This window comes from Salinicoccus sp. Marseille-QA3875, from assembly GCF_054950095.1.
Genome location: NZ_CM143103.1, coordinates 699450 through 725463, shown reverse-complemented (window position 1 = coordinate 725463; position 26014 = coordinate 699450). Strand labels below are relative to the sequence as shown.

Genomic DNA, 26014 nt, shown 5'->3' with positions numbered 1-26014 from the left:
ATTGACACAAAAATTGCACTCATATATCATTACAAGAGGAATGTGAAAGTTACTCTAGGAAGCTTTTCAAACCACTAGGAGACTGTGTTAATAGTGTCATTTTTCAGACGATTTCATACTCATTTCTTAAGATATTTATCTTTTCCTCTTGTAGGTAGTTTACTCTTTGTCCTTTTTACACAATCATCGATAGCAAACGGACTTTTTTTAGGCACTTTTGCGTCCACGCTGATGATTTTCAACTGGTATTATCATCTCGATAAGGCATACGAAGAAGAAAATGACAAAGTTAAGCTCGGGACGATGACGAGATTCATCATTGTAATAGTGACACTGCTGGTATGGCTGAGGTTCCCTGAAACATTTAACATTTTTGCGATAACTGTAGGAATTCTCCTTGGTTATATATTGATTATTTTTCATGCTGTCAGAGAATTAACGAAGTGAAAGAGGTGAAAGAATGGAACACGGAACTCCAACGATTACAATTGATTTTTTCGGTTTGCCAATAATGTTTGATCTGTCAACTTCACTTATGATCATCATTTCGTGTCTGGTCGTTTTCTTTGTAATGTTTTTCATGACACGGAAGCTGGCCGTCAGACCGACGGGAAAACCGCAAGTTCTTGTGGAAACACTGGTGAACTTCGTTAAAGGTATGATTTCTAGTAATATGGCCTGGAAACAGGGTGGCAAATTCCACTTCATGGCAATTACTCTGATTGCTTTTATCTTTGTGGCCAATATAATCGGTATACCATTTACAATCATACTCCCAGATGCCGACCACACTTTGTGGTGGAAATCACCTACGGCAGATCCAACGGTGACGTTGACACTTGCCGGACTGATGATTGTACTGACACACTATTACGGAGTCCAGGCCCGGGGCTTGGGGAACTATGTTAAATCGTATTTTCAACCGATGTGGTTTATGGCACCGATCAAGTTCATTGAAGAATTTACATATAATTTAACGTTAGGTCTTCGTCTTTACGGTAACATTTATGCAGGTGAAATCCTGTTATTACTACTGGTAAACCTGATAGTCACAGGTGGAGTGCTGGGTGCTATCGGTGGCTTTGTACCGCTGATGGTATGGCAGGGATTCAAGTTGTTCATCAGTGCGATTCAGGCGTTTATTTTCGTTATGTTAGCAATGGTCTATCTCTCTCATAAATTGAGCGATGATCATTAATATAAAAATTAAAATTACATTTATATCTATTTAGGAGGAAATATTTTATGAATTTACTTGCAGCTGGTATTGCAGCAGGATTAGCAGCACTTGGAGCGAGCTTTGGTATTGGTATGGTAGTTTCGAAAACAGTTGAGTCAGTAGCGCGTCAGCCGGAAGCTAAAGGTCCTTTACAAACAATCATGTTCATCGGTATCGGTGTGGTTGAGGCCGTTCCAATCATGGCTATCGTTATCGCATTCCTACTTATGTTTACGTTCTAAGAATCGTTACTAAGGCGAAGTCTTATATCAAGATTTCGCCCTCTTATTATGTTATCTGATGAGTGAACGAAACTTTCTTGAAAGGAGTGTACATAAGTGGAATTTCTTATATTAGGAAATACTGGAGATGTTGGAGTAGCAATAGGGAGCAGTCTTGTGCTGCTGGTGAGTTTCCTTATTCTGCTTGGTGCTTTGTCATACTTTGTCTGGAAGCCATTGAAAAAAGTGATGGATGACAGAGAGAATCTAATACATTCAGAAATCGATGATGCAGAACAGCGCAGAATAGAAGCACAGCGTCTACAGGAAGAAAACGAAGAATTAGTCAAAAAGACACAGGCAGATATTTCATCAATTATGGAAGATGCCAAAAACCAGGCAACTAAAGAACAAGAAGCCATCGTTCATGATGCGAATACACGCGCCAACCAGCTTATGGCAAATGCAAAGGCTGATGTAGAGCGGGAAAAAGAAAAAGCGATTCTGGAAATTAATGATCAAGTCGCTGAACTGTCAATTCTGATTGCTGAGAAGATGATTTCCAAAGAGATGGATCATAAAGATCAGCAGAAATTGGTACAGCAGTACTTACAGGAAGCAGGGGATAAATAATGGCGGAAGTATCGAATAATTATGCCAGTGCCCTGTTCAATGCAGTTAAGGACGACGAGACATTGATGGAAGTTGAAAAGGATTTCAATAAAGTTATTAAAAGTGTACATAACGTGCCGGAATTTAATGATTTCATCACAAATCCTAAAATTACCAGAGTTGATAGAAAAGCAGTTCTTAAAAATGCTTTCAGTGAAGTTGAAGAATCTTTGCACAACATGTTACTAATCTTATTTGACAAAGGTAAGATGACGGAGCTTGAAAGTATTCATGAAGATTTCATCGGACTGTACAATGAACATTTCAGCCAGGAACATGTGCTGGTCGAATCCGTTTATAAATTGTCCAGTGATGAATTGGACGATGTTGGAAAGTTTTTCATAAAGAAAACAGGATTGAAAAAACTGATGATTGAGAATGAAGTGAACGAAAACCTAATAGGCGGCATCAGAGTTTTTATTGGTACGAAAGTATATGATGCTTCTGTAAGAGGGCAGTTGAACACTTTGAAAAATCAATTCAAGGAACACGCGAATAGTTAATTGAGGAGTGACATTCATGGCAATCAAAGCTGACGAAATTAGTACTCTTTTAAAAAGCCAGATTGAAAATTATGAGCAGGACATGACAGTATCTGATGTAGGCACGGTTATCCAGGTGGGTGACGGTATCGCGCTTGCTCATGGTTTGAACGATGCAATGGCTGGAGAGTTGCTGGAATTTCCTAGTGGAGTACTGGGACTGGCACAGAGCTTAGAAGAAAATAATATCGGTATTGTTATTTTAGGACCGTATGATGATATTAAAGAGGGCGATGAAGTTAAGCGTACAGGAAGAATCATGGAAGTACCTGTAGGTGAAGAACTTATCGGCCGCGTTGTAAACTCTTTAGGTCAGCCGATTGACGGCAAAGGACCGATTGGTGCAACGAAAACAAGACCTATCGAAAGCCCTGCGACTGGTGTAATGGACCGTAAAAGTGTTGATGAGCCGTTACAGACTGGTATCAAGGCGATTGATGCTTTAGTTCCAATCGGCCGTGGTCAGCGTGAGCTGATTATAGGTGACCGTCAAACAGGTAAAACAACTGTTGCAATCGATACAATTTTAAACCAGAAAGATCAGGATATGATCTGTGTTTATGTTGCGATCGGTCAAAAAGAATCAACAGTTGCAGCTACAGTTGAAACATTACGTCAAAGCGGTGCGTTAGATTACACAATCGTAGTATCTGCGAGTGCATCACAGCCTGCACCGTTATTATATATTGCGCCTTATGCCGGCGTATCCATGGCAGAGGAATTCATGTTCAATGGCAAACATGTCCTTGTTGTTTATGATGACTTGACGAAGCAGGCAGCTGCTTATCGTGAGTTATCATTACTTCTGCGTCGTCCGCCGGGCCGTGAAGCTTACCCTGGTGACGTATTCTACGTACACAGCCGCTTACTTGAGCGTGCTGCAAAACTGAACGATGATTTAGGCGGCGGTTCAATCACTGCACTTCCATTCATCGAAACCCAGGCGGGAGATATCAGTTCATATGTACCGACAAACGTCATCTCCATCACAGACGGACAGATATTCCTGCAATCCGATTTATTCTTCTCAGGTGTAAGGCCTGCGATCAATGCCGGGCTGTCAGTATCACGTGTTGGTGGTTCCGCTCAGATTAAAGCAATGAAAAAAGTTGCAGGTACACTGCGTCTTGACCTTGCTTCATTCCGTGAATTGGAATCATTTGCACAGTTCGGTTCAGATCTTGATGAAGCGACCGCAGCTAAACTTGAACGTGGTAAGAGAACGGTTGAAGTACTTAAACAGGGTGAGAACAACCCATTGAAAGTTGAGTACCAGGTGGCAATTTTATATGCGCTTGTAAACGGGCACTTGGATGATGTCGCAGTTGAAGATATCACACGTTTTGAAGACGAGTTTTTAAGCTGGATGGATTCCAATCAAAAAGATCTGTTGAACACTATCCGGGATACAAAACAATTACCAGACGACGAAGCTTACGTTAATGCGATGGAAAGCTTCAAGAAAATTTTTAATCCTTCAAAGTAAGAAAAGACTATGATGGATAAGGTGGTGAATGTATGGCTTCACTTAGAGAGATAAAAGGGCGTATCGGTTCGACGAAGAAGATGAGTCAGATTACCAGTGCGATGCATATGGTTTCAAACTCAAAGCTTCGCCGTGCCGAGGAGAATGCGACCAGATTTCAGACATACCGCAACAAATTGCAGGAGGCTGTACAGGCGATTGCGTCTGGAGACTCTACTGCAGAGCACCCTATGCTGGAAGATCGTCCTGTTCAACGTACCGGTTATGTCGTGATTACTGCTGACAGCGGGTTGGCAGGTCCGTATAACTCAAACGTTTTAAAGAAACTGACTGGTGAAATAAAAGAACGTCATAATGACAATGCTGATTATTACGATATTTTAGCGATCGGAAAAATGGGCTATGAGTTCCTGACGTCCAGAGGCTACAATGTTTCTAAATATCGTACAGGCTTGGCAGATCAGCCGGATTTCAGCAGTGTCAAGGAGATTACACACGAGGCTGTATCGAGCTTTATAGATGAAGACATAGATGAACTGTTCATTATATATAATGAGTTTGTTAACGTGCTTGAACAGAAGGTAAGAGCTGATAAGCTGCTTCCATTATCAAAGTTGGAAATGGATTCAGGTTCAGCAGAGGAATCAGCTTTAACAAGCTATGAGTTTGAACCTGATAAAGAATCTCTGCTTGCTACTATTCTGCCGCAGTATGCAGAAAGTTTAATCTATGGTTCCTTATTGGAAGCTAAAGCAAGTGAACACGCAGCACGTATGACTGCAATGAAAGCTGCAACAGATAATGCTAAAGAGCTTATTGATGATTTATCTTTGGAATATAACCGTGCAAGACAAGCTGCAATTACACAGGAAATCACAGAGATTGTTGGCGGTGCAGCTGCACTTGAATAAGATTGCTAGGAGGAAAACGAATGGCTTTAGGTCAAATAATACAAGTCATGGGTCCTGTTGTTGACGTTCGTTTTAATGAAGGTGAACTGCCTGAGTTAAATAACGCATTGACTGTAGACATTCACAAAGGTGACGAGACAACTTCCCTTACATTGGAAGTGGCACTTCACCAGGGTGATAATGTTGTAAGAACAATTGCGATGGCTTCAACAGATGCGCTTCAGCGTGGTGCAGAAGTTGTCAATACAGGCAGCCCAATTTCAGTGCCTGTCGGCGAAGTGACTCTTGGCCGGGTATTTAACGTATTAGGTGAACATATTGATTTAGGTGAACCTGTTGCTGAAACTGAAAGAAGAGATCCGATTCACAGACAAGCTCCGACATTTGATGAGTTGACTACAAATGTAGAAATTTTGGAAACAGGTATCAAAGTGGTAGACTTGCTTGCACCTTATACAAAAGGTGGTAAGATCGGTCTGTTCGGTGGTGCCGGTGTTGGTAAAACAGTTCTTATTCAAGAACTGATCAACAACGTAGCACAGGAACACGGCGGTATTTCAGTATTTGCCGGTGTAGGAGAGCGTACACGTGAAGGTAACGACCTTTATTACGAGATGAGTGATTCAGGTGTTATTGAAAAAACAGCCATGGTGTTCGGGCAGATGAACGAGCCGCCTGGTGCACGTATGCGTGTCGCACTATCAGGTCTTACAATGGCAGAATACTTCAGAGATGAACAAGGACAGGACGTTCTTTTATTCATCGACAACATTTTCCGCTTCACTCAGGCAGGTTCAGAGGTTTCAGCACTTCTTGGGCGTATGCCTTCAGCGGTAGGTTACCAGCCTACACTTGCAACTGAGATGGGTCAGCTGCAGGAAAGGATTACAACGACAAGCACTGGTTCAGTTACGTCAATCCAGGCGGTCTTCGTACCAGCCGATGACTATACAGACCCGGCGCCAGCACAGACTTTCGCTCACTTGGATGCAACGACAAACCTTGAACGTAAATTATCAGAGATGGGCATTTACCCTGCGGTGGATCCACTTGCTTCCACTTCACGTGCATTATCACCTGCAGTTGTTGGTGAAGAGCATTATGAAGTTGCAAGAGAAGTTCAGGCTACAATCCAGAAATACCGTGAATTACAGGATATCATTGCGATTCTTGGTATGGATGAGTTGTCAGACGAAGATAAGGTCACAGTGTCCCGTGCACGCCGTATCCAATTCTTCTTAAGTCAGAATTTCCACGTAGCAGAACAGTTCACAGGTCAAAAAGGTTCTTATGTACCAGTTGCTGAAACTGTTAAAGGATTCAAGGAAATCCTGACAGGAAATTACGACCATATACCGGAAGATGCATTCCGTTTAGTCGGCGGTATCGAAGATGTACTTGAAAAAGCTCGTGGTATGGGTGTAGAAGTATAAAATCGGGAGGTAAAATCACATGACAATTTCACTCGACATAGTGACTCCTAATGGTTCGGTCTTTCAAGAAGAAGACTGCGAAATTATCATACTTCAGTCAAAACAAGGTGAACTTGGTATTATGGCTGGACATATCCCGACAGTAGCTGCACTTAAAATAGGCAGTCTGCGAGTAAAGATAAATGGTCAGTATGAATACTTTGCTGTAACTGAGGGATTTGCAGAAGTAAACCCTTCAAAAGTCACTGTACTTGTTCAAGCAAGTGAATTTGCTGAAGATATAGATACAGACCGTGCAGAAGCAGCACGTGGGCGTGCAGAAGAATTACTGCAACAGTCACAAGATGAAAAAATTGATAGATATCGTGCAGAGTTGTCATTACAACGTGCACTCAATCGTATAAATGTTGCACAACACAGCTAAAGCTTGGGGACTTCCCCCAGGCTTTTTTTAAAGGATGATATATATTTTATTTTCACAACTGGCTTTCATGCATATAGTATTACATCTGTTCAGTGTCGTTTTTTGCTTTTGGTTGATACAAGGGTTAAATGTAGGGAGATTTTTCCGAAAAGGCGAAACTGGAAGAATAGTATTACTGATGATAGTCTTATCTGTTCTACTGGGAAGCGCCTTGAGTAATTTTATTATGGATTTCTTTTCCCTTGTCCAGGAAGCTTCATTAATATTCAATTAAAAACTGATTAAATTGCTTTACAACATGTTTAGACAACTATAGTATTGTTTATAGTTAAATAGATAGTGTTTTAACTATTATTTATGGAGTGTGGACAATGGATAAAATCATCGTTAAGGGTGGAAACAGATTGACAGGATCTGTAAATATAGAAGGTTCAAAAAATGCAGTACTACCGATATTGGTAGCTTCGCTGCTACCGGTCAAAGGCAGTTCTGTAATAACAAATGTGCCTGATTTATCAGATGTGGATACCTTAACTTCTTTATTGAAATTACTGGGCGCAAAAGTTGAAACTGAAGAAGGTGCCGTCAGGGTAGATTCTTCAAACGGCTTATCTTACAACGCGCCATATGATCTGGTAAGTAAAATGAGAGCAAGCATGCTCGTCATGGGACCGCTGCTTGCACGTTATGGAAAGTGTAAAATTGCCATGCCGGGTGGTTGTGCAATAGGTAGCCGGCCGATTGAGCAGCATATTAAAGGTCTTGAAAAAATGGGAGCAACTTTCAGGAATGTTGACGGCAATATCGAAGGATATACGGATGGCACATTGAAAGGTGCGAAAATCTCATTGGATTTCCCGAGTGTTGGTGCAACTCAAAACTTGATAATGGCTGCCAGCCTTGCTGAGGGCACCACTCAGCTTGAGAACGTCGCCATGGAACCTGAAATTGAAGATTTGGCTGACTATATCAATAGTATGGGCGGTCGCATTACCGGCGCCGGTACAAATCATATCACAATTGAAGGTGTGAATGAACTGACAGGTGTGGAGCATAAGGTGATTCCGGACCGTATTGAAGCGGGGACTTTTATGATTGCAGCAGCAATCACCAACAGTGAAATTGTATTGAAGAATGTCGTTGCTGATCATTTACTATCCTTGATTTCGAAACTGGAAGAAATGGGTATTGAAATCATGGAAAGTGATAATGAAATAAGAGTTATGTCTTATGACACACTGAAGCCGATCAGCGTGAAGACTATGCCTCATCCCGGCTTTCCGACGGATATGCAAAGTCAGATGATGGCATTGTTAACAACAGTAAGAGGAACAAGTACCATTACTGAAACAATTTTTGAAAACAGATTTATGCACGTTGATGAATTCAGCAATATGGATGCAGATATCACATTAGAAGATAACACTGCAGTGATTAAAGGCGGCCGGAAATTGCAGGGCGCACGTGTCAAATCTACAGATCTGAGAGCTGCAGCAGCTTTAATACTGGCGGGATTGTCCGCTGAAGGTTATACTGTAGTTACAGAATTAAGGCATTTAGATCGCGGTTATGTTGATTTTCACGAAAAGCTTAGACAGCTTGGTGCCGATATCGAAAGAGTTAGTGACGAAGATAAAGTGAAAGAACCCGTGACTAACTAGAGTGAGGTTGTAGTATGGAAGAAACATCAAAAAAACTGGTTCATAGACGTTTTCCGCTCGTCGTTCGTATTTTACTGTTCATATATATTGCAATCATCGTCTTTTTCGTAGGACTGATGATAGGCTATGGTATTTTGGGCAACCCATTTGAGATATTCAGAATAGAAACTTGGGAACATATCATTAACTTAACAGAGGTATAAAATATGCTTACTTATGATCAGATTAAAGCAATCATTCCACACAGACCCCCATTTTTATTGATTGACCGTGTAACGGAAATCGAACCCGGGGTAAAATGTACAGGCATTAAACAAGTATCCGGAAACGAACCGTTTTTTCCCGGTCATTTTCCAGAATACGCAGTCATGCCCGGAGTTTTAATAGTAGAAGCTCTTGCACAGGTGGGCGGTGTTGCATTATTGCAACAGCCGGAATTTAAAGGGAAACTTGCATTTTTCGCTGGAATTGATAAATGTAAGTTCAGAAAACAGGTTACACCTGGAGATACATTGGAACTGACCGTAGAAATTACGAAAATGAAAGGCCCTATTGGTAAGGGTGATGCTGTGGCTCTTGTTGACGGCGAGGTTGCATGTAAATGTGAAATCACTTTTGCCATACAGGATAAAACATCCGATTGATTTTTAATCAATCGGATGTTTTTATATCTTCTTTGGAATCCATACGTGCTTTGAATTCGTTTAATAGTGCATCGCCTTCATAATTCTCTTCCATTAGCTTCTCCAGTAGATTTTCAGCATAGTCAGGATCCTGCTGAATGATATCACCGACGAATAAAAGAGATATCCCCGTGTTGATCGGGTTCATTTCTAAAAATCTTCCTTCAAATAATGCAGGCTGGTTTGATGTTCTTGTGATTCTGATAAGTAAAGTGACCTCGGTATCCAGAAACTCCTTAAGGATATCTTTGAAATCCTCTGAAATTGCAACCTCGACTATCCATGAATCCTTGCCTGCTTCCTTATTGATGATAATTCCATCCAGTAAATCTAAAATGATATAATTATTCTCGTGCTGCATCTTTATATCCACAATTTTAAAAGATTTCATGAAATCCCCCTCTTTTTTCAAAAACTACAGATTTCGTAAAACTGTCAGCAGATTTTTAATTTCTGTGCATTTTTAAATACAGTTCCCCCTTTATTGTATATTATTTACTGCAAAAATTAAATTGTTGTCATTTGCAGAATATTTATCCCCGATTTAAGCTATGAGCATGGAAGGGGGTGGATTGGATGTTAAACAAAGTAGTGCTTGTCGGAGAGCTCGTCAGAAATGTTTCGATTAAACAAAGCAACAATACGAATGTAAATTCATTCATACTGGCCACGATACGTATACCTAAAGATCAAAAGAGAGATCATGAAGTACATTTTATCTACTGTAAAGGGTTTGGAAAGGCAATACCTAATTTACTGGACAGTGCAAGAGAAGGGCAGATATTGTGTGTAAGCGGTCAGCTTGCAACGATGATGCATACTGCAGAGGATGGAACGAAAGAGTATCGGATGGAGGTTTGGGCGGAAAGTGTAAAATTCATGCCAGAAAAACTTCAAAACAGCTCAAATATTAAAAATCCAAATGAACTGATCAATGAAGCAGTCAAAAATTACAACCGTTATGATTTTGTTGGAGAGGAACGAATACTTACGATTGTAAACAGTAAAGCAGGAATGATTGAAGAGGAGCTTAATAAATCGGAGTCTGATAAGCACGTTGAAATACTGCAAAACATGATTAAAGATAATGAAACTGCTGAAGAAATATCCAACGAGATTGATAATGAAGAAGACAACAAAGATGTAGAAGAGAAAGTACATGCATAAAATAGAATGATTACAACCACTCATGTATCCTTAATTTCAAAACTCACACACCGGCTTGTCAGATGTTTTAACTGCGTAAAGACATCTGGCAAGCTTTTTAAATGTTTGTAAATATTTCTTTGACTTTATTTGTTACAATTAAAAACTGTATATTACAGTTATCAGATTTCTGTGGAAATCTTTAAAGAATAGAAAAGAAAATCCAAAGCGTTGATTTAACAGCATTAAATGGTTTTATTTTTAAGAATCAGCTTTAAAAAAAGTGATCAATTACATAAAATCAAAATCTGCTGAAACAATTAAAGTGTTAAGGAAATATCTCTGTAACATAACTGTAAAAGAGACCTTTACATTTTATCTCCCTGTAACCTATGAAATATTTTTATCTGTTATAGTTCTATTTAGTAATCAAGTAAACCTAAATGAAACACACATATATAGAAAAAGCAGACTAAGATTAGATAATAGGTAAAACTCAGGAGGAAATTTTATAATGAAAAAATTATTATCAGTAGGTACAGCAGTTGCATTTTCAACAGTATTGGCGGCTAACGCGGAAGCTTCAGAACAAGATCATAAAGTGGAATCAGGAGAAACTTTATCAGAGATCGCAGCACTTAATGAAACAACAGTAAGTGCATTAAAAGAAGCTAACGACTTATCATCAGAGTTAATCCTTCCAGGACAGGTGCTTCAAGTAACTGAAGAAGTTTCTGAAGATGCTGCAGAAGAAAAAGATGGTGTTTATGTTATCCAGCCTGGAGATACTTTATTTGAAATTGCAGTTGAATTCGACTTGACTGTTAAAGAACTGATGAATTTAAATAACTTGTCATCAGATATGATCATTGCAGGAAATGAATTGATCGTTTCACAAGACGCAGTATCTGAAGATGTACAAGTAGCAGCACCACAAGTGGTTGAAGAGCCGGTTGTACAGGAAGCTCCAGCTGAAGAAGCTGTAGTTGAAGAAAATAATAACAATGACTATGACCAGGCAGCAGCAGAGCAGGCAGCAGCTGAAGAAGCGGCAGCAGAGCAGGCAGCAGCTCAAGAAGCGGCAGCTCAAGAAGCGGCAGCTCAAGAAGCGGCTCAGCAAGAACAACAGCAACAGCAGCAAGAAGTTCAAACACAAAACCAATCAGCAGCGCCAAGCAACAACGGTGGCTTAAACTGGGGTGCACTTGCAGCTTGTGAATCAGGCGGAAATGCAAGCATCGTAAGCAGCAACGGCCTTTACCACGGTCTTTACCAGTTTGACGCTCAAACTTGGCAGTCAGTAGGCGGCTCAGGTGTTGCATCACAAGCATCAGCAGCTGAACAGACTCAAAGAGCTCAACAGCTTTATGATTCAAGAGGTTCACAGCCTTGGCCTGTATGTGGTTCAAGACTGTAATATAAATTATCGATTAAGAAGTATGGACGAGGCTAACTTGTCTGTACTTCTTTTTTATTACGATTCACAAATTTCGTGTTTTTGAGTGCAGATTTTGTATATCTGTATATTTTTAGCTACGAAAATCTTAAAACTGAGAATTTCTTATGACAAAAATTAAATTGCTGTGATGTGTAGACAATTCAATTTCATATTAATATGGAAAGGTGGTAGTTTATTGCAGGAAGGGGTTGTCTTTGGTGAGAAGAAAATCACGGAGGCATAAGCAATTAGAGATATTGTCATATAGATATGATTTAGTAGAAGAAGAACGTGCGGAGTTGGCAAACTTAAATAGAGGATATGAAGGCGAGCTAAAGTTTGACAGGGTTTTGGCAGATGAGTTCAATGATCTGAATTTTATACACATAAAAGATTATTGTTTCAAAGTCGGCCAGAATAATTTCAGTTCCACCAAAGCAGAGAACAGTATTGATAGAGAAGTTCAAATTGATAATATCATTATTGCAGGAGATAGGGTAATCACTTTCGAAATAAAGAACTACAATTTCGATTTGAAATACGACGATGGGCATTGGGCTTACCTGAATGGCAGAAAGTTTTCAGACCCACTTATTCAAATCAGATTACAAAAAAGCTATTTGCAGAAAATGATTGAAGATCTTGGTTCCAATTTAAAAGTCTTCAGCACACTCGTTTTTGTGAACCCGGAACAGACAATCTATAATCTGCCCGAACATCCGGAGATAATTGTCAGAAGCAATCTATTGAAAAAATTGAGGAAAGTCCTGTTCGAAAACCGATATGATCATTCAAGATTATTAGAGCAATTCGAAGCGAGGGAGCTGCCCGAATCCCAATATCAGGGAGACATCGGTGTTTTATTTGAGGAATTGAATGCGGGAGTTTTTTGTGAAGAGTGCGGCGGGAAGCTGATGAGGATGACTCTTCGATTTTTTCGATGTAATAAGTGTAATATAAATCGGACTACTCTCAAGATGTTGAATAGATTAATTTATGAATTAAAAACGCTTAATAGTAACTGGAAAATCACTCCGTCGCTAATTAATAAGTTCTCAGGTAAAGAAATTTCTGAAAGCTGTGTTAGAAAGCATAAGGAAGCAGGAAATATTGAACTCAAGTAATTATTAGAGTGAAGCAATTGTAATTTTTTTAAAATGAAGAGATGATGTCGATGAGCTTGCTGAGTTCGTGCGGAATCACATGCAAGAATCGCACGATGTGGGGCGGCTTGCTGAGTTCGTACGAAACCACATGCAGAAATCGCACGATGTGGGACGGGTTGCTGAGTTCCTGCGACCTCACATGCTGAAATCGCACGATGTGGAGTGGCTTTGATGAGTTCATACGAAACCACATGCTGAAATCGCACGATGTGAAGCGGCTTGCTGAGTTCGTGCGGAATCACATGCAGGAATCGCACGATGTGGGACGGGTTGCTGAGTTCCTGCGACCTCACATGCTGAAATCGCTCGATGTGGAGTGGCTTTGATGAGTTCATACGAAACCACATGCTGAAATCGCACGATGTGCCTCGGCTTGCTGAGTTCGTGCGAAACCACATGCAGAAATCGCACGAGGCCTTATGAACCTAATGGGATCGTGCGGAATCAGTGAGCGAATCTACGAACTCCTTCGAAGCTTTAGGACCAAGTTCAAGAAACTTTCGCATTATCGGCACAATATTCATTTTGTTACATAGTGATTTATGGTACAATTTTAGTCATGTGAGATAAATTTTTGAGGTGAAAGAATGAATAAAAAATGGCTACTGGCTGGTATGATGGGTCTCGTGCTATTCTTGGCGGGTTGTGACTACTCGCAGGAAGAGAACAGAGACGGTTTCTTCTTTAATACATTTGTCCAGCCAATGGATAACTTTTTACACTTTTTGGGTGACAACTTAGGTAATAACTATGGTTTGGCAATCATCGTTATCACATTGATTGTACGTCTTATTATTTTCCCATTCATGATGAATACATATAAGAACCAAATGATGATGCGTGAAAAAATGAAAATAGTTAAGCCTGAAATGGAAGCTATTCAGAAGAAAGTAAAAGTTGCAACGACTCAGGAAGAGAAGATGGAAGCTCAGCAGGAAATGATGGGGCTTTACAAGAAGCACGGTATCAACCCATTGAATATGGGCTGTCTGCCTATCCTACTGCAGATGCCGGTCATCATGGCACTGTTCTTTGCACTTCGTTACCCGTCAGATGGCGGTATTACGGAATATCCGAACTTCTTATGGATGGACTTGACTCAAACTGACATTCTGATGACAGCAATTGCGGGTATAGTATACTTTATACAAGCATATGTATCAATGCAGTTTGTTTCTGAAGAGCAGCGTAAGCAAATGAAATTGTTCATGTATATTTCACCACTGATGATTATTTGGATTTCATTCATTTCTCCAGCAGCTCTGCCTCTATACTGGGCTGTCGGCGGTATTTTCCTTATATTCCAAACGTGGGCTGGTAATACTTTCTGGAAGAAGAAAGTGCATGCAGAAATGGCTCCGATCATCGAAGCGCATGAGCGTGAACAGGCAGAGAAAGAGCGTCGTCTTAAAAACGCCAAATTAATGCCTAAAAATAAAAAGAAGCGTAAAAAGAAATAATGTAAAAAGCGATTGAGCCGGATTCATACATCGGCTCAATCGCTTTTTTTATCTGTTTTATAATATTGGAGATATCAAGTTTGCTACAGCTTCTTTCAGCTTGATCCATTTGCCTCTCGCACCATATTTTTCTTCAGTAAGCAGGCTGCTGTTTGCAACATCCCTTTCATAAATATCCCGTTGCTTTTCAGCCTCACGTTTACTGTATATGAATGCATTCACTTCAAAGTTCAACAGGAAGCTTCTGTTATCAATATTCGTTGTTCCAATGCTGACAACTTCATCATCAATCATCAGGACTTTTTGGTGGAGGAAGCCCTTTTCATAGATGTGTACGTCGGCGCCCATCTTGACGAGTGATCCTGCATTTGAATATGTGGCCCAGTATACGAAAGGGTGGTCCGGCATATTTGGAATCATCAAGTGCACTTTGACGCCGCTCAGTATTGCTATACGCAGTGCTTCCATGACAGATTGGTCCGGGATGAAATAAGGCGTCTGAATGTAGATGTTGTGCTTGGCATGATATATCATCTTCAAGTAACCGTATTTAATCTGCTGCCATACTTCATCCGGCCCGCTTGATGCGATCTGTATATATCTGTCGCCGTCATGATAATTGGCAGGGAAGAAGCGTTCGGAATATACCATGTTATTACGTTTGGCATGAGAGTTCCAATCCAGCATGAATCTGAGTTGTAGAGACTTGACCGCATTTCCCTGGATTCTGAGATGTGTATCTCTCCAGGGGCCGAACTTTTTACTTTTTCCGATATATTCATCACCGACATTGGAGCCGCCGATATAGCCGATCTTTCCATCGATTACAACAATTTTACGGTGGTTTCTATTGTTCACCCTGGGGTTAATAATTGTTAAAAAGGACGGGAAGAATGCTTCCACTTCACCGCCGTAGGATTTTATCTTTCTGAACTGTCTTAAATTTAATGCACGTGATCCCATATCATCATATAGGATCTTTACAGAAACGCCTTCCTTTTGTTTCTTGAGCATCGCATTATATAACTTCTTTCCGATACCATCCAACCTGAAAATATAATATTGGAAATGTATGTGATCCTCTGCATTTTCGATGTCCTCAATCATCTGGTCGAATTTTTCATCCATATCAGTATAGGTGGTAATGGAATTGTTATTCGTTAAGAATGACTGGTTATTATACAGAAGCATATGTATCAGCTTTTTATGTTTGTTCGCCAGCGGGTTGACAAAGCTGAACTGTTTGTTCTTAATGTCTTCCAACTGCTGTTGGACGAGATGTTCCAGACCGACCTTGTCCTTTTCATCAATTTTAAATATATTCTGGTTATATATTGTACGGCCAAAAGCCACGTAAATGATAAACCCGACGATTGGCAGGAAGAATAAAACCAGCACCCAGGCCCATACACTTTGTGCACTGCGCCTTTCTAAGAAAATAAGACCGATTGCAAGTAATAAGTTAACTATGAATAAAATTGCAGCAACTGTTGACAGAACCAGACTGAAGTCCCAATTCTCAATGGATAACCATGTCATATATTTCACCTCCATATACATTGTATATTATTTTTAGAAGTTTTAAAATTTCGTAATAATTAATATTGAAATCCTATGGATATTTATGTGCGAACAATGGTAAAATGTTATTAACCAATCAGATAGGAGTGTCATTATGCACAAAATCGACAATTCGAAAGTTAAACAAGTCGTCACGTTGCTAAATGAACTCGGGGTCAAGGTAAAGGTTTCGAGCTCAAGGTTCGATATAATGAATCGTATTGCTACTAACGAGAAATTGAGATTGAAAGAACAAAATATTTAAAAAATGCAGTCAGCTGTAAATCTGACTGCATTTTTTATTTACTTTGCTTATATTGATGGAAATATATACTCATGACGACACCCATCGCTATCATGTTTGCCCACAAAGCGCTCCCGCCATAACTTAGAAACGGCAGCGGCAGCCCTGTAATCGGTACGAGCTGTATAGTCATACCGATGTTCTGGAATATGTGGAATATCAATAATGATAAGAAACCAACGATGAAGTATGATGAGAATGAATCGTTTATTGTCAAAGCAATTCGGACAAGGTGCAGCATCAGCATAAAGAATACGACGATGACGAGAGTCGTCCCTAAAAAACCGAATTCTTCACCAATGATGGTAAATATGAAGTCTGTATGACTTTCAGGTATATAGACGATCCCCTGTCCGAAACCTTTGCCTTCGATACCACCGGAGCCGATTGCCCGCATCGAGTTGCTCAGTTGAAAACCTCCCTCGGTGGAGTACGCTTCAGGCTGCAGCCATGAATAGATACGTTCAAATTGGTAAGGACGCACTCCAAGGTAGGTCTGGAGCAGGTCAGGTCTGTATAGTATGCCGAGTATCAAAGCAGTCCCCGTAACAGCAGCGATGGTAAGCGTCGGCAGAATGATCCAGAGACTGATGCCGGACACGATAATCATTCCGAATAGAATCGCGATTAAAACAAGAACTGTACCCAGGTCGTTTTGTACTAAAATAAAAAACATTGGTAGAATGGATACGAGAAACATCTTGAAAAGTAACTTCACATCAGAGCTTAAATCTGTGGAAATCTTGTATTTATTGTGTTGATGTATCACATAGGCAAGCGCCATTATGTACAATACCTTCATAAACTCGGAAGGCTGAATACTCATAAAACCAAACTGATACCAGCTTTTGGCGCCGTTTATAATCGGGGTCAGCGGAGTGACAGGTGCGAAGAAAAGCACAGCCAGGCTTAAAACGCCGAGCCCGTATAAAACCCAGATATAAGATTTAAAAAGCCTTACGGGTATAAAAGTAACGATGAACAATGAAATAAAACCCAATATATAAAATAAAGTCTGTCTCATTGAGAAATCTGTATTATATTGTCCACTGGTCATTGCAGATGAAATGGTGAATATGCTGATCAATGCAAGGAGAGCCAGTAAAGAAATTAAAATCCAGTCAATACGAGACAAAAAATTAGAGTTCTGTCTCTTGTATCCTTGATTATCTTCCAAGAATATCACCCTATCCAAAAATAAAATCATGATTTTCATTATACTATATTTTATAATCTGATATGAGTCCTAAGGTGCAAAAATTATTACAAATCTATTATAACTGTGAAATGGATGGAGCGAAATGATAAATATATCTATTAAAGATGTTGCGGAATACTGCAACGGAACTTTGAATGACAGAGCTGTAGAAATTGCCGGAGAATCCATAAATGGGGTGTCCATAGATACAAGAACGATTGAAGAAGGGAATCTTTTCATTCCGTTCAAAGGTGAAAATGTGGATGGACACCGTTTTATAAAAAATGCCCTGGAAAAAGGTGCGAGTGCCACACTGACCGAGATGCCGCTTGAAAATACGGAAAATTCTTTTCCTATGATTCACGTCGAGAACGGTCTTCATGCACTGCAGATGATTGCAGAGCGCTACTTACGGCTCGTGAGTCCGAAAGTGATTGCAATCACCGGTTCAAACGGTAAGACAACAACAAAAGATATGGTGGAATGTCTGCTTGCTGATGACTATAAAGTTAAGAAGACCATCGGTAACTATAACAATGAAATCGGACTGCCTTTAACTATATTGGAACTGGACAGAGATACGGAAATCTCCATATTGGAAATGGGTATGGACCAGACAGGTGACATCAGCTTCTTGAGTCGTCTGACAAAGCCTGATATTGCAATCATTACAAATGTCGGTGAATCCCATATTGAGAAATTGGGTTCCAGGGAAAAGATAGCTGAAGCAAAATACGAAATCATTGATGGTTTAAAAGATGATGGCGTGCTCATCTATTCAAAAGATTATCCGTTATTGAATGATTTGACAGATGGATTGGAGAATCCGCAGTTTGAGATGCAGACCGCCGGTATTTCACCCGAAAATGGATTTACGATTTCAAATATCAGCCAGACTGAAAATGGTACAGCATTTGAAATGTCGGATTTCAAAGTGGAAATGCCTCAGCTCGGAACGCATAATGCGATGAATGCGGCACTCAGCCTCCTCGCTGTGCACGCACTGGGTGAAGATATGGAAAAGAGCAGCGGGAAATTCAATCAGCTGCAGGTATCTTCAATGCGGATGGAACAGAACGTCCATAAAAGTGGCGCACTGATCATCAATGACGCCTATAACGCAAGTCCCACGAGCATGAAGAGTGCCATCAATACTGTGAGCGAGATGGCATACAGCAAAAAAATATTGGTGCTGGGTGATATTTTGGAACTGGGTGATTACAGTGAAGCATTGCACAGAGCGATTGGAGAACATATCGCTTCCATCAATCAGGATTTTGAACTTCTGACATACGGCGGACACGCACATCTGATAAATGAAGAAGCGGATGTCAACGGCAGCAGACATTTTAATGACCTGGATGAGTTAAGCGATTATTTAAAGGGTATGCTGAATAATGAGACAGTCGTACTGTTAAAAGGATCTCGTGGCATGGAGATGGAAAGGGTGAACAGTCATATCTGGTAAAACCGGTATTTTATTTTTACATGGATATACGGGCGGACGATACGAGCTGGAGCCCCTGTTTCAATATTTGAAGTCGAGATATGATTTTGAATATGAATTTCCCGTCTACCCCGGACATGGTCTTGAATTGAACTTTAAAAACGTTACGGGTAACGACTGGTATGAAGAGGCTTTTGAAGCTTATCAGATACTGTCTAGAAAGGTGGATAAAGTATATATCATCGGTTTTTCGATGGGCGGTTTATTTGCAAGTCATATTGCGGAGCACCACAAAGTGGAGAAGCTGCTGCTCATCGCACCGGCGTTTGAATATACCCACCTGAATAGATTGTCCCGCCTGAATCTCAGACCGGAAGGATTGGGTGAGCACATGAAGATCAAGACGATAGATGTGGTCAAAAGCAGGCTGCCCAAGCTGTCCCTCCGTGCATTCAATGAATTCCGTATGATCATGGAGGCAAAGATGCCCGACTACGAGAAGATAAAATCAGAAACATTGATCGTACACGGCAAAATCGATCTGTTGGTACCTTATATGTCGAGCGTGGAAGCAGAAAAGAAAATTGAAAACAGCCGTCTGGAACTGATTGAGGGTGCGCCCCATGTCATGTCCTATACAGAGAACCATCAGCACACACTGAATATCCTGGCAGAAAGATTTTTATTTAAAGGGGTAAAAAAGAATTCTTGAGTTAATGTGTAAATGGTGTTAGTATAGAGAAGTTATAATAAAAATAGTACGTTAAGAGTCAAAGGAGACTAAAAGTTGAAGTTTTTTAAAGATTTAGGTGTGAGTGAGGAAATGCTCAGATCCCTCAATGATATGGGATTTGAAACTCCGACACCAATACAAGAAACAAGTATCCCGTTTGCATTAGAAGGACGAGATGTACTTGGTCAAGCTCAGACAGGAACGGGTAAAACAGGTGCGTTCGGTATTCCGCTTATAGAAAGAACGACTAAAGGTGAAGGAATCCAGAATGTAATTTTAACACCGACTCGTGAACTGGCTGCACAAGTGGCAGAAGAAATAGGCAAATTTTCCAAGTATAAAAAATTACATGTATCTGTAATTTTCGGCGGTATGAGCATCGACCGTCAGATTAAAGAATTAAAAAGAAAACCGGAAATCGTAGTAGGTACTCCGGGCAGAATCATCGACCATATCAAACGCCGCACTTTAAAACTGCAGACGGTGAACATGCTTGTTCTGGATGAAGCAGATGAGATGATGAACATGGGCTTTATCGATGATGTCAAGTTCATCATGTCTGAAGTGCCAACAGAGAACCGCCAGACATTATTATTTTCAGCTACAATGCCAGGCGCGATTCAGGAATTGGTGACGCGCTTCATGGACGATCCGAAGATTGTCAAGACGATGAAACAATCAACTAACAACCCGCAGATCGACGAAAACTACACGATTGTCAAAGAGTTGGAAAAACTTGAGATTTTCGCTGATTTCCTGGATGTTCACCAGCCGGAACTTGCAATTGTCTTCGGGCGGACAAAACGCCGTGTCGATGAGCTGACGGGTGCATTGATTGCAAAAGGCTACCGTGCTGAAGGGCTTCACGGTGACATTACGCAGTCAAAACGTCTTGAAGTGCTTAAGAAGTTTAAAAATAACTCATTGGACATACTTGTTGCGACTGACGTTGCCGCACGGGGTCTGGACATTTCCGGTGTATCTCATGTATACAACTTTGATATCCCTCAGGATGCAGAGAGCTATACACACAGAATAGGACGTACCGGCCGTGCAGGTCATTCCGGTATGGCGTTAACATTCGTCAACCCTGTTGAAATGGATTATTTAAGAATGATCGAGAATGACAAACAGAAAACAATCCGCGCACTCAGACCGCCAAACAAAAAAGAGGTTGAAGCGGCGAGACAAAGCGAAGTATTCGATAAAATCACTGAGTGGATGGCTAATGATAATAGTTCAGTCACTAAAGAAATGACAGACAAGCTGATTGAAATTCATGGTGCTGAAAACGTCATTTCTGCAATGCTGAATGAATTCATGTTCTCAAGACAGGATGAAAATATTCAACTGTCATTTGAAAAGCCGTTATCTAAAAAAGGTTCCGGCGGCCGCAGAGGAAATAGATCGTCCAATCACAAAGGCAACAGAAAAGGACGCCCTCAAAAGCGTAACGATAATAAAGGCAGACGCGGCGGCGGTAAACCGCAATCGCAGAACAGAAACGGCGGCAAGCCACAATCACAGCGCCGTAACAAATCCGGCCGCACTTTCAAAGATCATATAAAATAAGTTAAATGATAAAAGCATCCACTTAAAGTGGGTGCTTTTATTTAGTATAATGGCTATTAAATGTATAATGATAAGGTAGAATAAAAATCTTCTCTGTAAAAGGAAGGTAAGTATGAAGAGATTATCTGAAAATGCAAAGCCTTATTTGAGGGTGAGTGCACTGATTGATATGATATGGTGGCTTGTTATCGGTTCAGTGGTCACGGGGCTGACATTATGGTTCGAATGGCCAATGTATGTCATTTGGATAGCTGCTGGTATTTTTACCATCTTATTTATTATTAATGTAATTATCCGCCCTATGATATTTTACAGAGTGACCCGTTATGAACTTGCTGATGAACAGATCATCGTCAAGAAGGGTTTTATTTTAATCAGGACCACTCTGATTCCGATTAAGAGGATCCAGGGTGTCGAACTTGTTACAGGTCCTGTTTCAAGACGTTATAATCTTACAATACTGCGTGCTAAAACTGCGAGTATGGGCATCGATCTGCCGCCGATTGCAATCGAAGAGGGCGAGCGGCTGAAGAGACAGATCATCGATTTGGTAAAGGAGGAGATTTCTGATGTATAGTCCTCAGAAGCTTCATCCGATTGCCTACCTTGGAAGTGTGGGCAATGCGCTGAAAAACTTATGGATACCTCTGATTATTGTATTTTTTAACCAGAGAGAAACAATCATGTCAGGGAATATATCACTTGGATGGATGTTTGGAATAGGCGGTCTCTTCCTGCTGCTGGTAATCGTCTTCGGCGGTCTGGACTTTATCAATAAATACCGCACCCGGTTTTGGATAGAAGACGGTAAGTTTATATACAAGGACGGCATTCTGACAAGAAGAGAGAAAGAGTTTGATATCGAACGGATCCAGTCCATCGATTTCTCCGAACCGATCTTCCACCGTCTGTTCAAAGCCGTGAAGCTGGAAGTATTCACGCCAGGTGAAGGTATCGTAATAGATACGATGAAAAAGACCCAGGCAGAAGAGCTTCAGGCAATCATCTATGATGAACAGGAAAGGATTGCTCATGGAACAGAGGAGTCTGACAGTGTTGGAATCGGTGATGCGAGCCCATGGCCTGGAGAAGAAGGCACTGCTTTTGCCGAAGAAGAAATTGAAGAAGTACCTAAGAAAACTTTTGAAATACTGCATAAGTTAAAGCGCGGCGAACTATTGCTGATGAGCATGACGAGCGGTGCACTGGGGGCATTTATCGCAATACTTTTTGCGATTTTAAACATTATCGGTACGCAGTTCATCGTTGAAAGATATTTTGATTACTTTGGAGGCCTGTTTCAAAATACGGTAATTGCAATGTCAGTCGCGGCAATATTCTTTGTGGTCGTAGGGTATGCCTTCGGTGTCATTATTCTACTCATCAAGTATTATGACTATACATTGAGCAGAAAAGATGATGATCTCGCAGTTCAGTATGGACTGCTTGAGAAAAAGCATAAGAGTGTGAATATCAACCGGATTCAAAATATAATTATCAAAGATTCCATTTTAAGACGCATGATAGGCTATTACTCACTGTCAGTTACCATTACGAGTGATACATTCGAAAGTGACGGCGGCAACAGCACTGTTGAGATTATGCCGTTTGTAAAAAGAGATGTACTTTATGACATCGTAGAAGAAATACTTCCGAATTATGATTTGCTGAAACCGAAAAGTAATGTGCCTCTAAGAGGTTACCGCCGTTATTTCCAGATCTCTACTGGGATATTGGTACTGATTACGGGAGTTGTGCAGTATTTCTGGATCAGCTGGGCGTGGATCATCGGCCTGTTTGCATTGATCATCGTCATTACCGCAGGTATTTATTCTGCCAGAAACAATGGTTATGTCATAAAAGATGATGAGATAAACATGCTGACCACCAGCTTTTTCACACGCAGCCATTTCGTCATCAAGCATGACAAGGTGATAGAAGGTGCGATTTTGGAAAATCCATTTCTGATCCGCTCAAAACTTGCGAATATATCAGTGACAACAGCAGCCGGCATCGTCGGCTCCACCGCGACTGTGAAATTCATAGACAGAAAAGATATAGAGATAATCTGGAACTGGATTAAAGAAGGAGGCGGCCCGGATGAAGAAGATTTCTCCGAAAGCAATCAGATTATGGAGGATTAAAGCAGGTATATATGCTTCAATAGTTCTGCTCATCTCGATAGCAGTCTTCATACTGTCAGTGACGGTTCTGGAGTTTTTACCGTGGTATGTGCCGCTCGCATTGCTTTTGATTACATTGTATATTGTGCTGGTGGATGTATGGCTGGTGCCAAAACTGAAATACAGATTTTTCAGGTATGGCATTTTTGATGATGAAATCCATGTACACGAAGGGATATTCATTAAAAAGCAGAAAGCTGTGCCGATATTCAGAATTCAGAATATCGATACGACCGTCGGTCCCATTATGAGAAGGATGAAACTGAAAGGCATCAGTTTAAGAACACCTGCAGAAAGGGTTTATATACCTGAGCTACAGAATGAGGATGCAGATGCACTCAGAACGACGATACGTGACATTATTAATCATCAATCGAGGTTGAATCTATGATTATTGGAATAGGTACCGATATTATCGAAATCAGCAGAATTAAAAAAGTGAATAAAGACCACCGTCTGGCCAAAAGGATACTGGCGGACGAAGAACTGGATAAATATATGAATATAAAGAATGATAGACGGAAAATGGAGTTTTTGGCAGGACGTTTTGCAGTCAAGGAAGCATACTCGAAAGCACTCGGCAGCGGAATCGGTAAAACTGTGGCATTTAAAGACATTAAATGCATAAACGATTGCCACGGTAAACCGTCAATCGCAGATGACCGGCGTGCGCATGTGTCCATATCACATGCTGAAGAATATGCTGTAGCAACGGTTGTTCTGGAAACACAATAAGGAGGCAGTTCCGTGAGTGAGAGATACTATCGCGACACACTGGTACATGTAAATTTAGAAGCCATTCATCATAATTATAAAATGATCGGAAGCAGGCATCCCGATAAAACATTCATAGCAGTCGTCAAGGCGGACGGCTACGGTCTCGGCAGTGACACGGTGGCACACTACCTGTCTGAACGTGGTGTCGGCTATTTCGCAGTCGCCACATTGGATGAGGCTATTGATCTGAGAATGCACGGCATTAAAGATAAGATTCTCGTTTTGGGTATTATCAATCCCGAGGACATCAACAAAGCGATACAGCATAGAATCGCAATTACCGCTCCAGGCGTCGACTGGGTAAGAAGTGCCAAAGCCAATGTGGATGATAAATATGAGAAGGAAGTCTGGATCCACATTAAGGTGAATACAGGCATGAACAGGTACGGCACAAAAGATCCCGAAGAAATAAAAGAAATGATAGAAGAAATCAATGGATTTGAACGCTTCATCTATGAAGGAATCTTCAGCCACCTGACTTCAGCTGATATGGATAATGAATCAACGCAGATGGAGATGGAAACTTTTAAAGATATCATCGATCAGGTTGAAAAACCAGAACTGGTGCATATCCAAAATTCAGCAGGGGCATTATGCTACGATGCCGATTTTTGCAACGCGATGCGTATAGGTATTTCATTATATGGATATTATACAAGCCCCTTCGTCAAAGCCACTTCGTCAATTGATTTGAAACCTGCAATTGATCTAATGACAAAAGTTGCCGCAGTCCATAGGCTGAACAGTGGTGACTCAGTGGGTTACGGCCGGACGTATACTGCTGAAATCGATGAGACGATCGCCACTTTACCGATTGGTTATGCAGACGGCTTCATCAGGGCACGGTCTGGCTCGAAAGTTGAAATAGGCGGCCTGCAATGTCCAGTAGTGGGCAGAGTGTGCATGGATTCCATAATGGTTAAAGTGCCTGCTGATATTGAAATAGGTGATGAAGCATGCATTATCAGCAGTAATCCCGATTCATTGCAGTCGATGGATGTTTACAGTGACTATACAGACACGATTCCCTATGAGTCACTGACGCTGCTGTCAAGGCGCATTCCGCGGTACTATGAGGGTGAAGATGTCAGCTTCGTGTATAATGAGGTATTGAAATAGCTAGTCACTTGTGATTGTACATGGTAAAATTATAATTACATTAGCGTTCCAGGAGTGATTTGATAATGAGCGAACAATCAAATGCAAACAGCATCGATATGGCACTGAAAGTGGGTTATATTGAGATGAGCGATATCAATCTATCCATTGTGACTGAATTTCACATGGCAGAATGTGAAGCGCATAAACGCAATGAGGATTACCTTGACTATATAAAAGATGGTGAATAGATGAAAAGAGGAGAAGTTTATCTTGCGGATCTATCACCGGTGGAAGGTTCAGAGCAAGGTGGAAAGAGGCCTGTTGTCATTATACAAAACAATGTGGGTAACTATCACAGTCCGACTGTGATAGTTGCTGCTGTTACAGGCAGAATAAACAAAGCTAAGATACCTACACATGTGGAGATTTCAAAGGATACATATAATTTGGATAAGGATTCCGTCATTTTATTGGAACAGATCAGAACGGTCGATAAAAAACGTCTGATGGAAAAACTTACATATTTAAAAGACGATAAGATGGCAGAAGTGGATACTGCTTTAAAGGTGAGTCTGGCATTAGACACTAAAAAGAAGAAAAGGAAAAAGAAATAGATCAGAGTGATCCGGGTGCTCTGTATTCCAGCAGGAGGTGCAAGTTTTGACGTATGTAGATGA

The 26014-nt window shown here is 40.7% G+C and carries 31 protein-coding genes; 28 read left to right on the top strand and 3 right to left on the bottom strand.

Annotated elements, in window-relative coordinates:
• Positions 1-93: 93 nt before the first annotated feature.
• The 13 genes from ACY8DT_RS03785 (at position 94) to fabZ (ending at position 9213) form a co-directional block, all read left to right on the top strand.
• Complete coding sequence (locus ACY8DT_RS03785; protein ID WP_462421600.1) at positions 94-447, top strand: ATP synthase subunit I; 354 nt, start codon at positions 94-96, stop codon at positions 445-447.
• A 13-nt stretch (positions 448-460) separates the two neighbouring features.
• On the top strand, positions 461-1198 hold the full coding sequence (gene atpB, locus ACY8DT_RS03780) for a F0F1 ATP synthase subunit A (RefSeq protein ID WP_462421599.1): 738 nt from the start codon (positions 461-463) through the stop codon (positions 1196-1198).
• A gap of 47 nt (positions 1199-1245) precedes the next feature.
• Positions 1246-1461: a F0F1 ATP synthase subunit C gene (gene atpE / locus ACY8DT_RS03775; protein ID WP_052254771.1), complete on the top strand. Its 216-nt coding sequence runs from the start codon at positions 1246-1248 to the stop codon at positions 1459-1461.
• A 96-nt stretch (positions 1462-1557) separates the two neighbouring features.
• Positions 1558-2073: a F0F1 ATP synthase subunit B gene (locus ACY8DT_RS03770; RefSeq protein WP_462421598.1), complete on the top strand. Its 516-nt coding sequence runs from the start codon at positions 1558-1560 to the stop codon at positions 2071-2073.
• The gene (gene atpH, locus ACY8DT_RS03765; protein WP_462421597.1) at positions 2073-2615 is read left to right on the top strand and encodes an ATP synthase F1 subunit delta; all 543 of its coding nucleotides are present in this window, start codon (positions 2073-2075) and stop codon (positions 2613-2615) included. Before ACY8DT_RS03770 ends, atpH begins: the two co-directional genes overlap by 1 nt.
• Positions 2616-2631: 16 nt before the next feature.
• Positions 2632-4140: a F0F1 ATP synthase subunit alpha gene (gene atpA, locus ACY8DT_RS03760; protein ID WP_462421596.1), complete on the top strand. Its 1509-nt coding sequence runs from the start codon at positions 2632-2634 to the stop codon at positions 4138-4140.
• 32 nt (positions 4141-4172) lie between these two features.
• Positions 4173-5051 carry an ATP synthase F1 subunit gamma gene (atpG, locus tag ACY8DT_RS03755; RefSeq protein WP_462421595.1) on the top strand — a complete coding sequence of 293 codons (879 nt, stop codon included), beginning with the start codon at positions 4173-4175 and terminating at the stop codon, positions 5049-5051.
• A gap of 20 nt (positions 5052-5071) precedes the next feature.
• Entirely contained in the window at positions 5072-6484 is a 1413-nt protein-coding gene (atpD, locus tag ACY8DT_RS03750) for a F0F1 ATP synthase subunit beta (RefSeq protein WP_462421594.1), read from the top strand.
• A 19-nt stretch (positions 6485-6503) separates the two neighbouring features.
• Entirely contained in the window at positions 6504-6908 is a 405-nt protein-coding gene (locus ACY8DT_RS03745) for a F0F1 ATP synthase subunit epsilon (RefSeq protein ID WP_462421593.1), read from the top strand.
• A 34-nt stretch (positions 6909-6942) separates the two neighbouring features.
• Entirely contained in the window at positions 6943-7182 is a 240-nt protein-coding gene (locus ACY8DT_RS03740; RefSeq protein ID WP_462421592.1) for a DUF1146 family protein, read from the top strand.
• A gap of 97 nt (positions 7183-7279) precedes the next feature.
• Positions 7280-8569 carry a UDP-N-acetylglucosamine 1-carboxyvinyltransferase gene (murA, locus tag ACY8DT_RS03735; protein ID WP_462421591.1) on the top strand — a complete coding sequence of 430 codons (1290 nt, stop codon included), beginning with the start codon at positions 7280-7282 and terminating at the stop codon, positions 8567-8569.
• Between the two features lie 14 nt (positions 8570-8583).
• Positions 8584-8772, top strand: a complete 189-nt coding sequence (locus ACY8DT_RS03730) for a DNA-directed RNA polymerase subunit beta (RefSeq protein ID WP_462421590.1) — start codon at positions 8584-8586, stop codon at positions 8770-8772.
• 3 nt (positions 8773-8775) lie between these two features.
• The gene (gene fabZ / locus ACY8DT_RS03725) at positions 8776-9213 is read left to right on the top strand and encodes a 3-hydroxyacyl-ACP dehydratase FabZ (protein ID WP_052254762.1); all 438 of its coding nucleotides are present in this window, start codon (positions 8776-8778) and stop codon (positions 9211-9213) included.
• A gap of 7 nt (positions 9214-9220) precedes the next feature.
• Here fabZ and ACY8DT_RS03720 read toward each other — a convergent pair whose 3' ends face one another.
• Positions 9221-9643 carry a YwpF family protein gene (locus ACY8DT_RS03720; protein ID WP_462421589.1) on the bottom strand — a complete coding sequence of 141 codons (423 nt, stop codon included), beginning with the start codon at positions 9641-9643 and terminating at the stop codon, positions 9221-9223.
• A gap of 185 nt (positions 9644-9828) precedes the next feature.
• Here ACY8DT_RS03720 and ACY8DT_RS03715 point away from each other — a divergent pair, with 185 nt between their 5' ends.
• The 4 genes from ACY8DT_RS03715 to yidC all read left to right on the top strand — a co-directional run bounded on the left by ACY8DT_RS03715 (position 9829) and on the right by yidC (position 14462).
• Positions 9829-10419, top strand: a complete 591-nt coding sequence (locus ACY8DT_RS03715; protein WP_462421588.1) for a single-stranded DNA-binding protein — start codon at positions 9829-9831, stop codon at positions 10417-10419.
• Between the two features lie 493 nt (positions 10420-10912).
• Entirely contained in the window at positions 10913-11815 is a 903-nt protein-coding gene (locus tag ACY8DT_RS03710) for a LysM peptidoglycan-binding domain-containing protein (RefSeq protein ID WP_462421587.1), read from the top strand.
• A 239-nt stretch (positions 11816-12054) separates the two neighbouring features.
• On the top strand, positions 12055-12960 hold the full coding sequence (locus tag ACY8DT_RS03705) for a nuclease-related domain-containing protein (protein WP_462421586.1): 906 nt from the start codon (positions 12055-12057) through the stop codon (positions 12958-12960).
• Positions 12961-13589: 629 nt separating this feature from the next.
• Positions 13590-14462, top strand: a complete 873-nt coding sequence (yidC, locus tag ACY8DT_RS03700) for a membrane protein insertase YidC (RefSeq protein ID WP_462421585.1) — start codon at positions 13590-13592, stop codon at positions 14460-14462.
• Between the two features lie 57 nt (positions 14463-14519).
• Here yidC and cls read toward each other — a convergent pair whose 3' ends face one another.
• Positions 14520-16001, bottom strand: coding sequence for a cardiolipin synthase (gene cls / locus ACY8DT_RS03695; RefSeq protein WP_462421584.1), 1482 nt, complete (start codon positions 15999-16001; stop codon positions 14520-14522).
• 136 nt (positions 16002-16137) lie between these two features.
• Here cls and ACY8DT_RS03690 point away from each other — a divergent pair, with 136 nt between their 5' ends.
• Positions 16138-16287: an Lmo0850 family protein gene (locus ACY8DT_RS03690; RefSeq protein WP_462421583.1), complete on the top strand. Its 150-nt coding sequence runs from the start codon at positions 16138-16140 to the stop codon at positions 16285-16287.
• A gap of 34 nt (positions 16288-16321) precedes the next feature.
• On the opposite strand, the gene ACY8DT_RS03685 is transcribed toward ACY8DT_RS03690, so the two are convergent.
• On the bottom strand, positions 16322-17512 hold the full coding sequence (locus ACY8DT_RS03685; RefSeq protein WP_462422221.1) for an FtsW/RodA/SpoVE family cell cycle protein: 1191 nt from the start codon (positions 17510-17512) through the stop codon (positions 16322-16324).
• Positions 17513-17627: 115 nt separating this feature from the next.
• Between ACY8DT_RS03685 and ACY8DT_RS03680 the strand changes: the two genes are divergently transcribed.
• From ACY8DT_RS03680 to ACY8DT_RS03635, 10 genes are all read left to right on the top strand, one after another.
• Positions 17628-18992 (top strand): UDP-N-acetylmuramoyl-tripeptide--D-alanyl-D-alanine ligase, encoded by a 1365-nt coding sequence (locus ACY8DT_RS03680; RefSeq protein WP_462421582.1) that lies wholly within the window; start codon positions 17628-17630, stop codon positions 18990-18992.
• A gap of 67 nt (positions 18993-19059) precedes the next feature.
• Complete coding sequence (locus tag ACY8DT_RS03675; protein ID WP_462421581.1) at positions 19060-19683, top strand: alpha/beta hydrolase; 624 nt, start codon at positions 19060-19062, stop codon at positions 19681-19683.
• A gap of 75 nt (positions 19684-19758) precedes the next feature.
• Positions 19759-21276, top strand: coding sequence for a DEAD/DEAH box helicase (locus tag ACY8DT_RS03670; RefSeq protein WP_462421580.1), 1518 nt, complete (start codon positions 19759-19761; stop codon positions 21274-21276).
• 112 nt (positions 21277-21388) lie between these two features.
• A complete protein-coding gene (locus ACY8DT_RS03665) occupies positions 21389-21853 on the top strand; it encodes a PH domain-containing protein (RefSeq protein WP_462421579.1) in 465 nt (154 codons plus the stop codon).
• Positions 21846-23420: a PH domain-containing protein gene (locus ACY8DT_RS03660; RefSeq protein WP_462421578.1), complete on the top strand. Its 1575-nt coding sequence runs from the start codon at positions 21846-21848 to the stop codon at positions 23418-23420. The genes ACY8DT_RS03665 and ACY8DT_RS03660 overlap by 8 nt, the downstream gene beginning before the upstream one ends.
• Complete coding sequence (locus ACY8DT_RS03655; protein ID WP_462421577.1) at positions 23377-23850, top strand: PH domain-containing protein; 474 nt, start codon at positions 23377-23379, stop codon at positions 23848-23850. The genes ACY8DT_RS03660 and ACY8DT_RS03655 overlap by 44 nt, the downstream gene beginning before the upstream one ends.
• The gene (gene acpS, locus ACY8DT_RS03650) at positions 23847-24194 is read left to right on the top strand and encodes a holo-ACP synthase (RefSeq protein WP_462421576.1); all 348 of its coding nucleotides are present in this window, start codon (positions 23847-23849) and stop codon (positions 24192-24194) included. Before ACY8DT_RS03655 ends, acpS begins: the two co-directional genes overlap by 4 nt.
• Positions 24195-24206: 12 nt before the next feature.
• Positions 24207-25355, top strand: a complete 1149-nt coding sequence (gene alr / locus ACY8DT_RS03645; protein ID WP_462421575.1) for an alanine racemase — start codon at positions 24207-24209, stop codon at positions 25353-25355.
• A gap of 65 nt (positions 25356-25420) precedes the next feature.
• Positions 25421-25585: a hypothetical protein gene (locus tag ACY8DT_RS03640; RefSeq protein WP_462421574.1), complete on the top strand. Its 165-nt coding sequence runs from the start codon at positions 25421-25423 to the stop codon at positions 25583-25585.
• Positions 25586-25951: a type II toxin-antitoxin system PemK/MazF family toxin gene (locus tag ACY8DT_RS03635; protein WP_462421573.1), complete on the top strand. Its 366-nt coding sequence runs from the start codon at positions 25586-25588 to the stop codon at positions 25949-25951.
• Positions 25952-26014: the final 63 nt, after the last annotated feature.

Bases quoted from the DNA above. Each gene is read 5' to 3' on its own strand.
- atpB (WP_462421599.1), top strand. From the start codon at position 461: ATGGAACACGGAACTCCAACGATTACAATTGATTTTTTCGGTTTGCCA.
- atpE (WP_052254771.1), top strand. From the start codon at position 1,246: ATGAATTTACTTGCAGCTGGTATTGCAGCAGGATTAGCAGCACTTGGA.
- atpH (WP_462421597.1), top strand. From the start codon at position 2,073: ATGGCGGAAGTATCGAATAATTATGCCAGTGCCCTGTTCAATGCAGTT.
- atpA (WP_462421596.1), top strand. From the start codon at position 2,632: ATGGCAATCAAAGCTGACGAAATTAGTACTCTTTTAAAAAGCCAGATT.
- atpG (WP_462421595.1), top strand. From the start codon at position 4,173: ATGGCTTCACTTAGAGAGATAAAAGGGCGTATCGGTTCGACGAAGAAG.
- atpD (WP_462421594.1), top strand. From the start codon at position 5,072: ATGGCTTTAGGTCAAATAATACAAGTCATGGGTCCTGTTGTTGACGTT.
- ACY8DT_RS03745 (WP_462421593.1), top strand. From the start codon at position 6,504: ATGACAATTTCACTCGACATAGTGACTCCTAATGGTTCGGTCTTTCAA.
- ACY8DT_RS03740 (WP_462421592.1), top strand. From the start codon at position 6,943: ATGATATATATTTTATTTTCACAACTGGCTTTCATGCATATAGTATTA.
- murA (WP_462421591.1), top strand. From the start codon at position 7,280: ATGGATAAAATCATCGTTAAGGGTGGAAACAGATTGACAGGATCTGTA.
- ACY8DT_RS03730 (WP_462421590.1), top strand. From the start codon at position 8,584: ATGGAAGAAACATCAAAAAAACTGGTTCATAGACGTTTTCCGCTCGTC.
- fabZ (WP_052254762.1), top strand. From the start codon at position 8,776: ATGCTTACTTATGATCAGATTAAAGCAATCATTCCACACAGACCCCCA.
- ACY8DT_RS03720 (WP_462421589.1), bottom strand. From the start codon at position 9,643: ATGAAATCTTTTAAAATTGTGGATATAAAGATGCAGCACGAGAATAAT.
- ACY8DT_RS03715 (WP_462421588.1), top strand. From the start codon at position 9,829: ATGTTAAACAAAGTAGTGCTTGTCGGAGAGCTCGTCAGAAATGTTTCG.
- ACY8DT_RS03710 (WP_462421587.1), top strand. From the start codon at position 10,913: ATGAAAAAATTATTATCAGTAGGTACAGCAGTTGCATTTTCAACAGTA.
- yidC (WP_462421585.1), top strand. From the start codon at position 13,590: ATGAATAAAAAATGGCTACTGGCTGGTATGATGGGTCTCGTGCTATTC.
- cls (WP_462421584.1), bottom strand. From the start codon at position 16,001: ATGACATGGTTATCCATTGAGAATTGGGACTTCAGTCTGGTTCTGTCA.
- ACY8DT_RS03690 (WP_462421583.1), top strand. From the start codon at position 16,138: ATGCACAAAATCGACAATTCGAAAGTTAAACAAGTCGTCACGTTGCTA.
- ACY8DT_RS03680 (WP_462421582.1), top strand. From the start codon at position 17,628: ATGATAAATATATCTATTAAAGATGTTGCGGAATACTGCAACGGAACT.
- ACY8DT_RS03665 (WP_462421579.1), top strand. From the start codon at position 21,389: ATGAAGAGATTATCTGAAAATGCAAAGCCTTATTTGAGGGTGAGTGCA.
- ACY8DT_RS03660 (WP_462421578.1), top strand. From the start codon at position 21,846: ATGTATAGTCCTCAGAAGCTTCATCCGATTGCCTACCTTGGAAGTGTG.
- ACY8DT_RS03655 (WP_462421577.1), top strand. From the start codon at position 23,377: ATGAAGAAGATTTCTCCGAAAGCAATCAGATTATGGAGGATTAAAGCA.
- acpS (WP_462421576.1), top strand. From the start codon at position 23,847: ATGATTATTGGAATAGGTACCGATATTATCGAAATCAGCAGAATTAAA.
- ACY8DT_RS03640 (WP_462421574.1), top strand. From the start codon at position 25,421: ATGAGCGAACAATCAAATGCAAACAGCATCGATATGGCACTGAAAGTG.
- ACY8DT_RS03635 (WP_462421573.1), top strand. From the start codon at position 25,586: ATGAAAAGAGGAGAAGTTTATCTTGCGGATCTATCACCGGTGGAAGGT.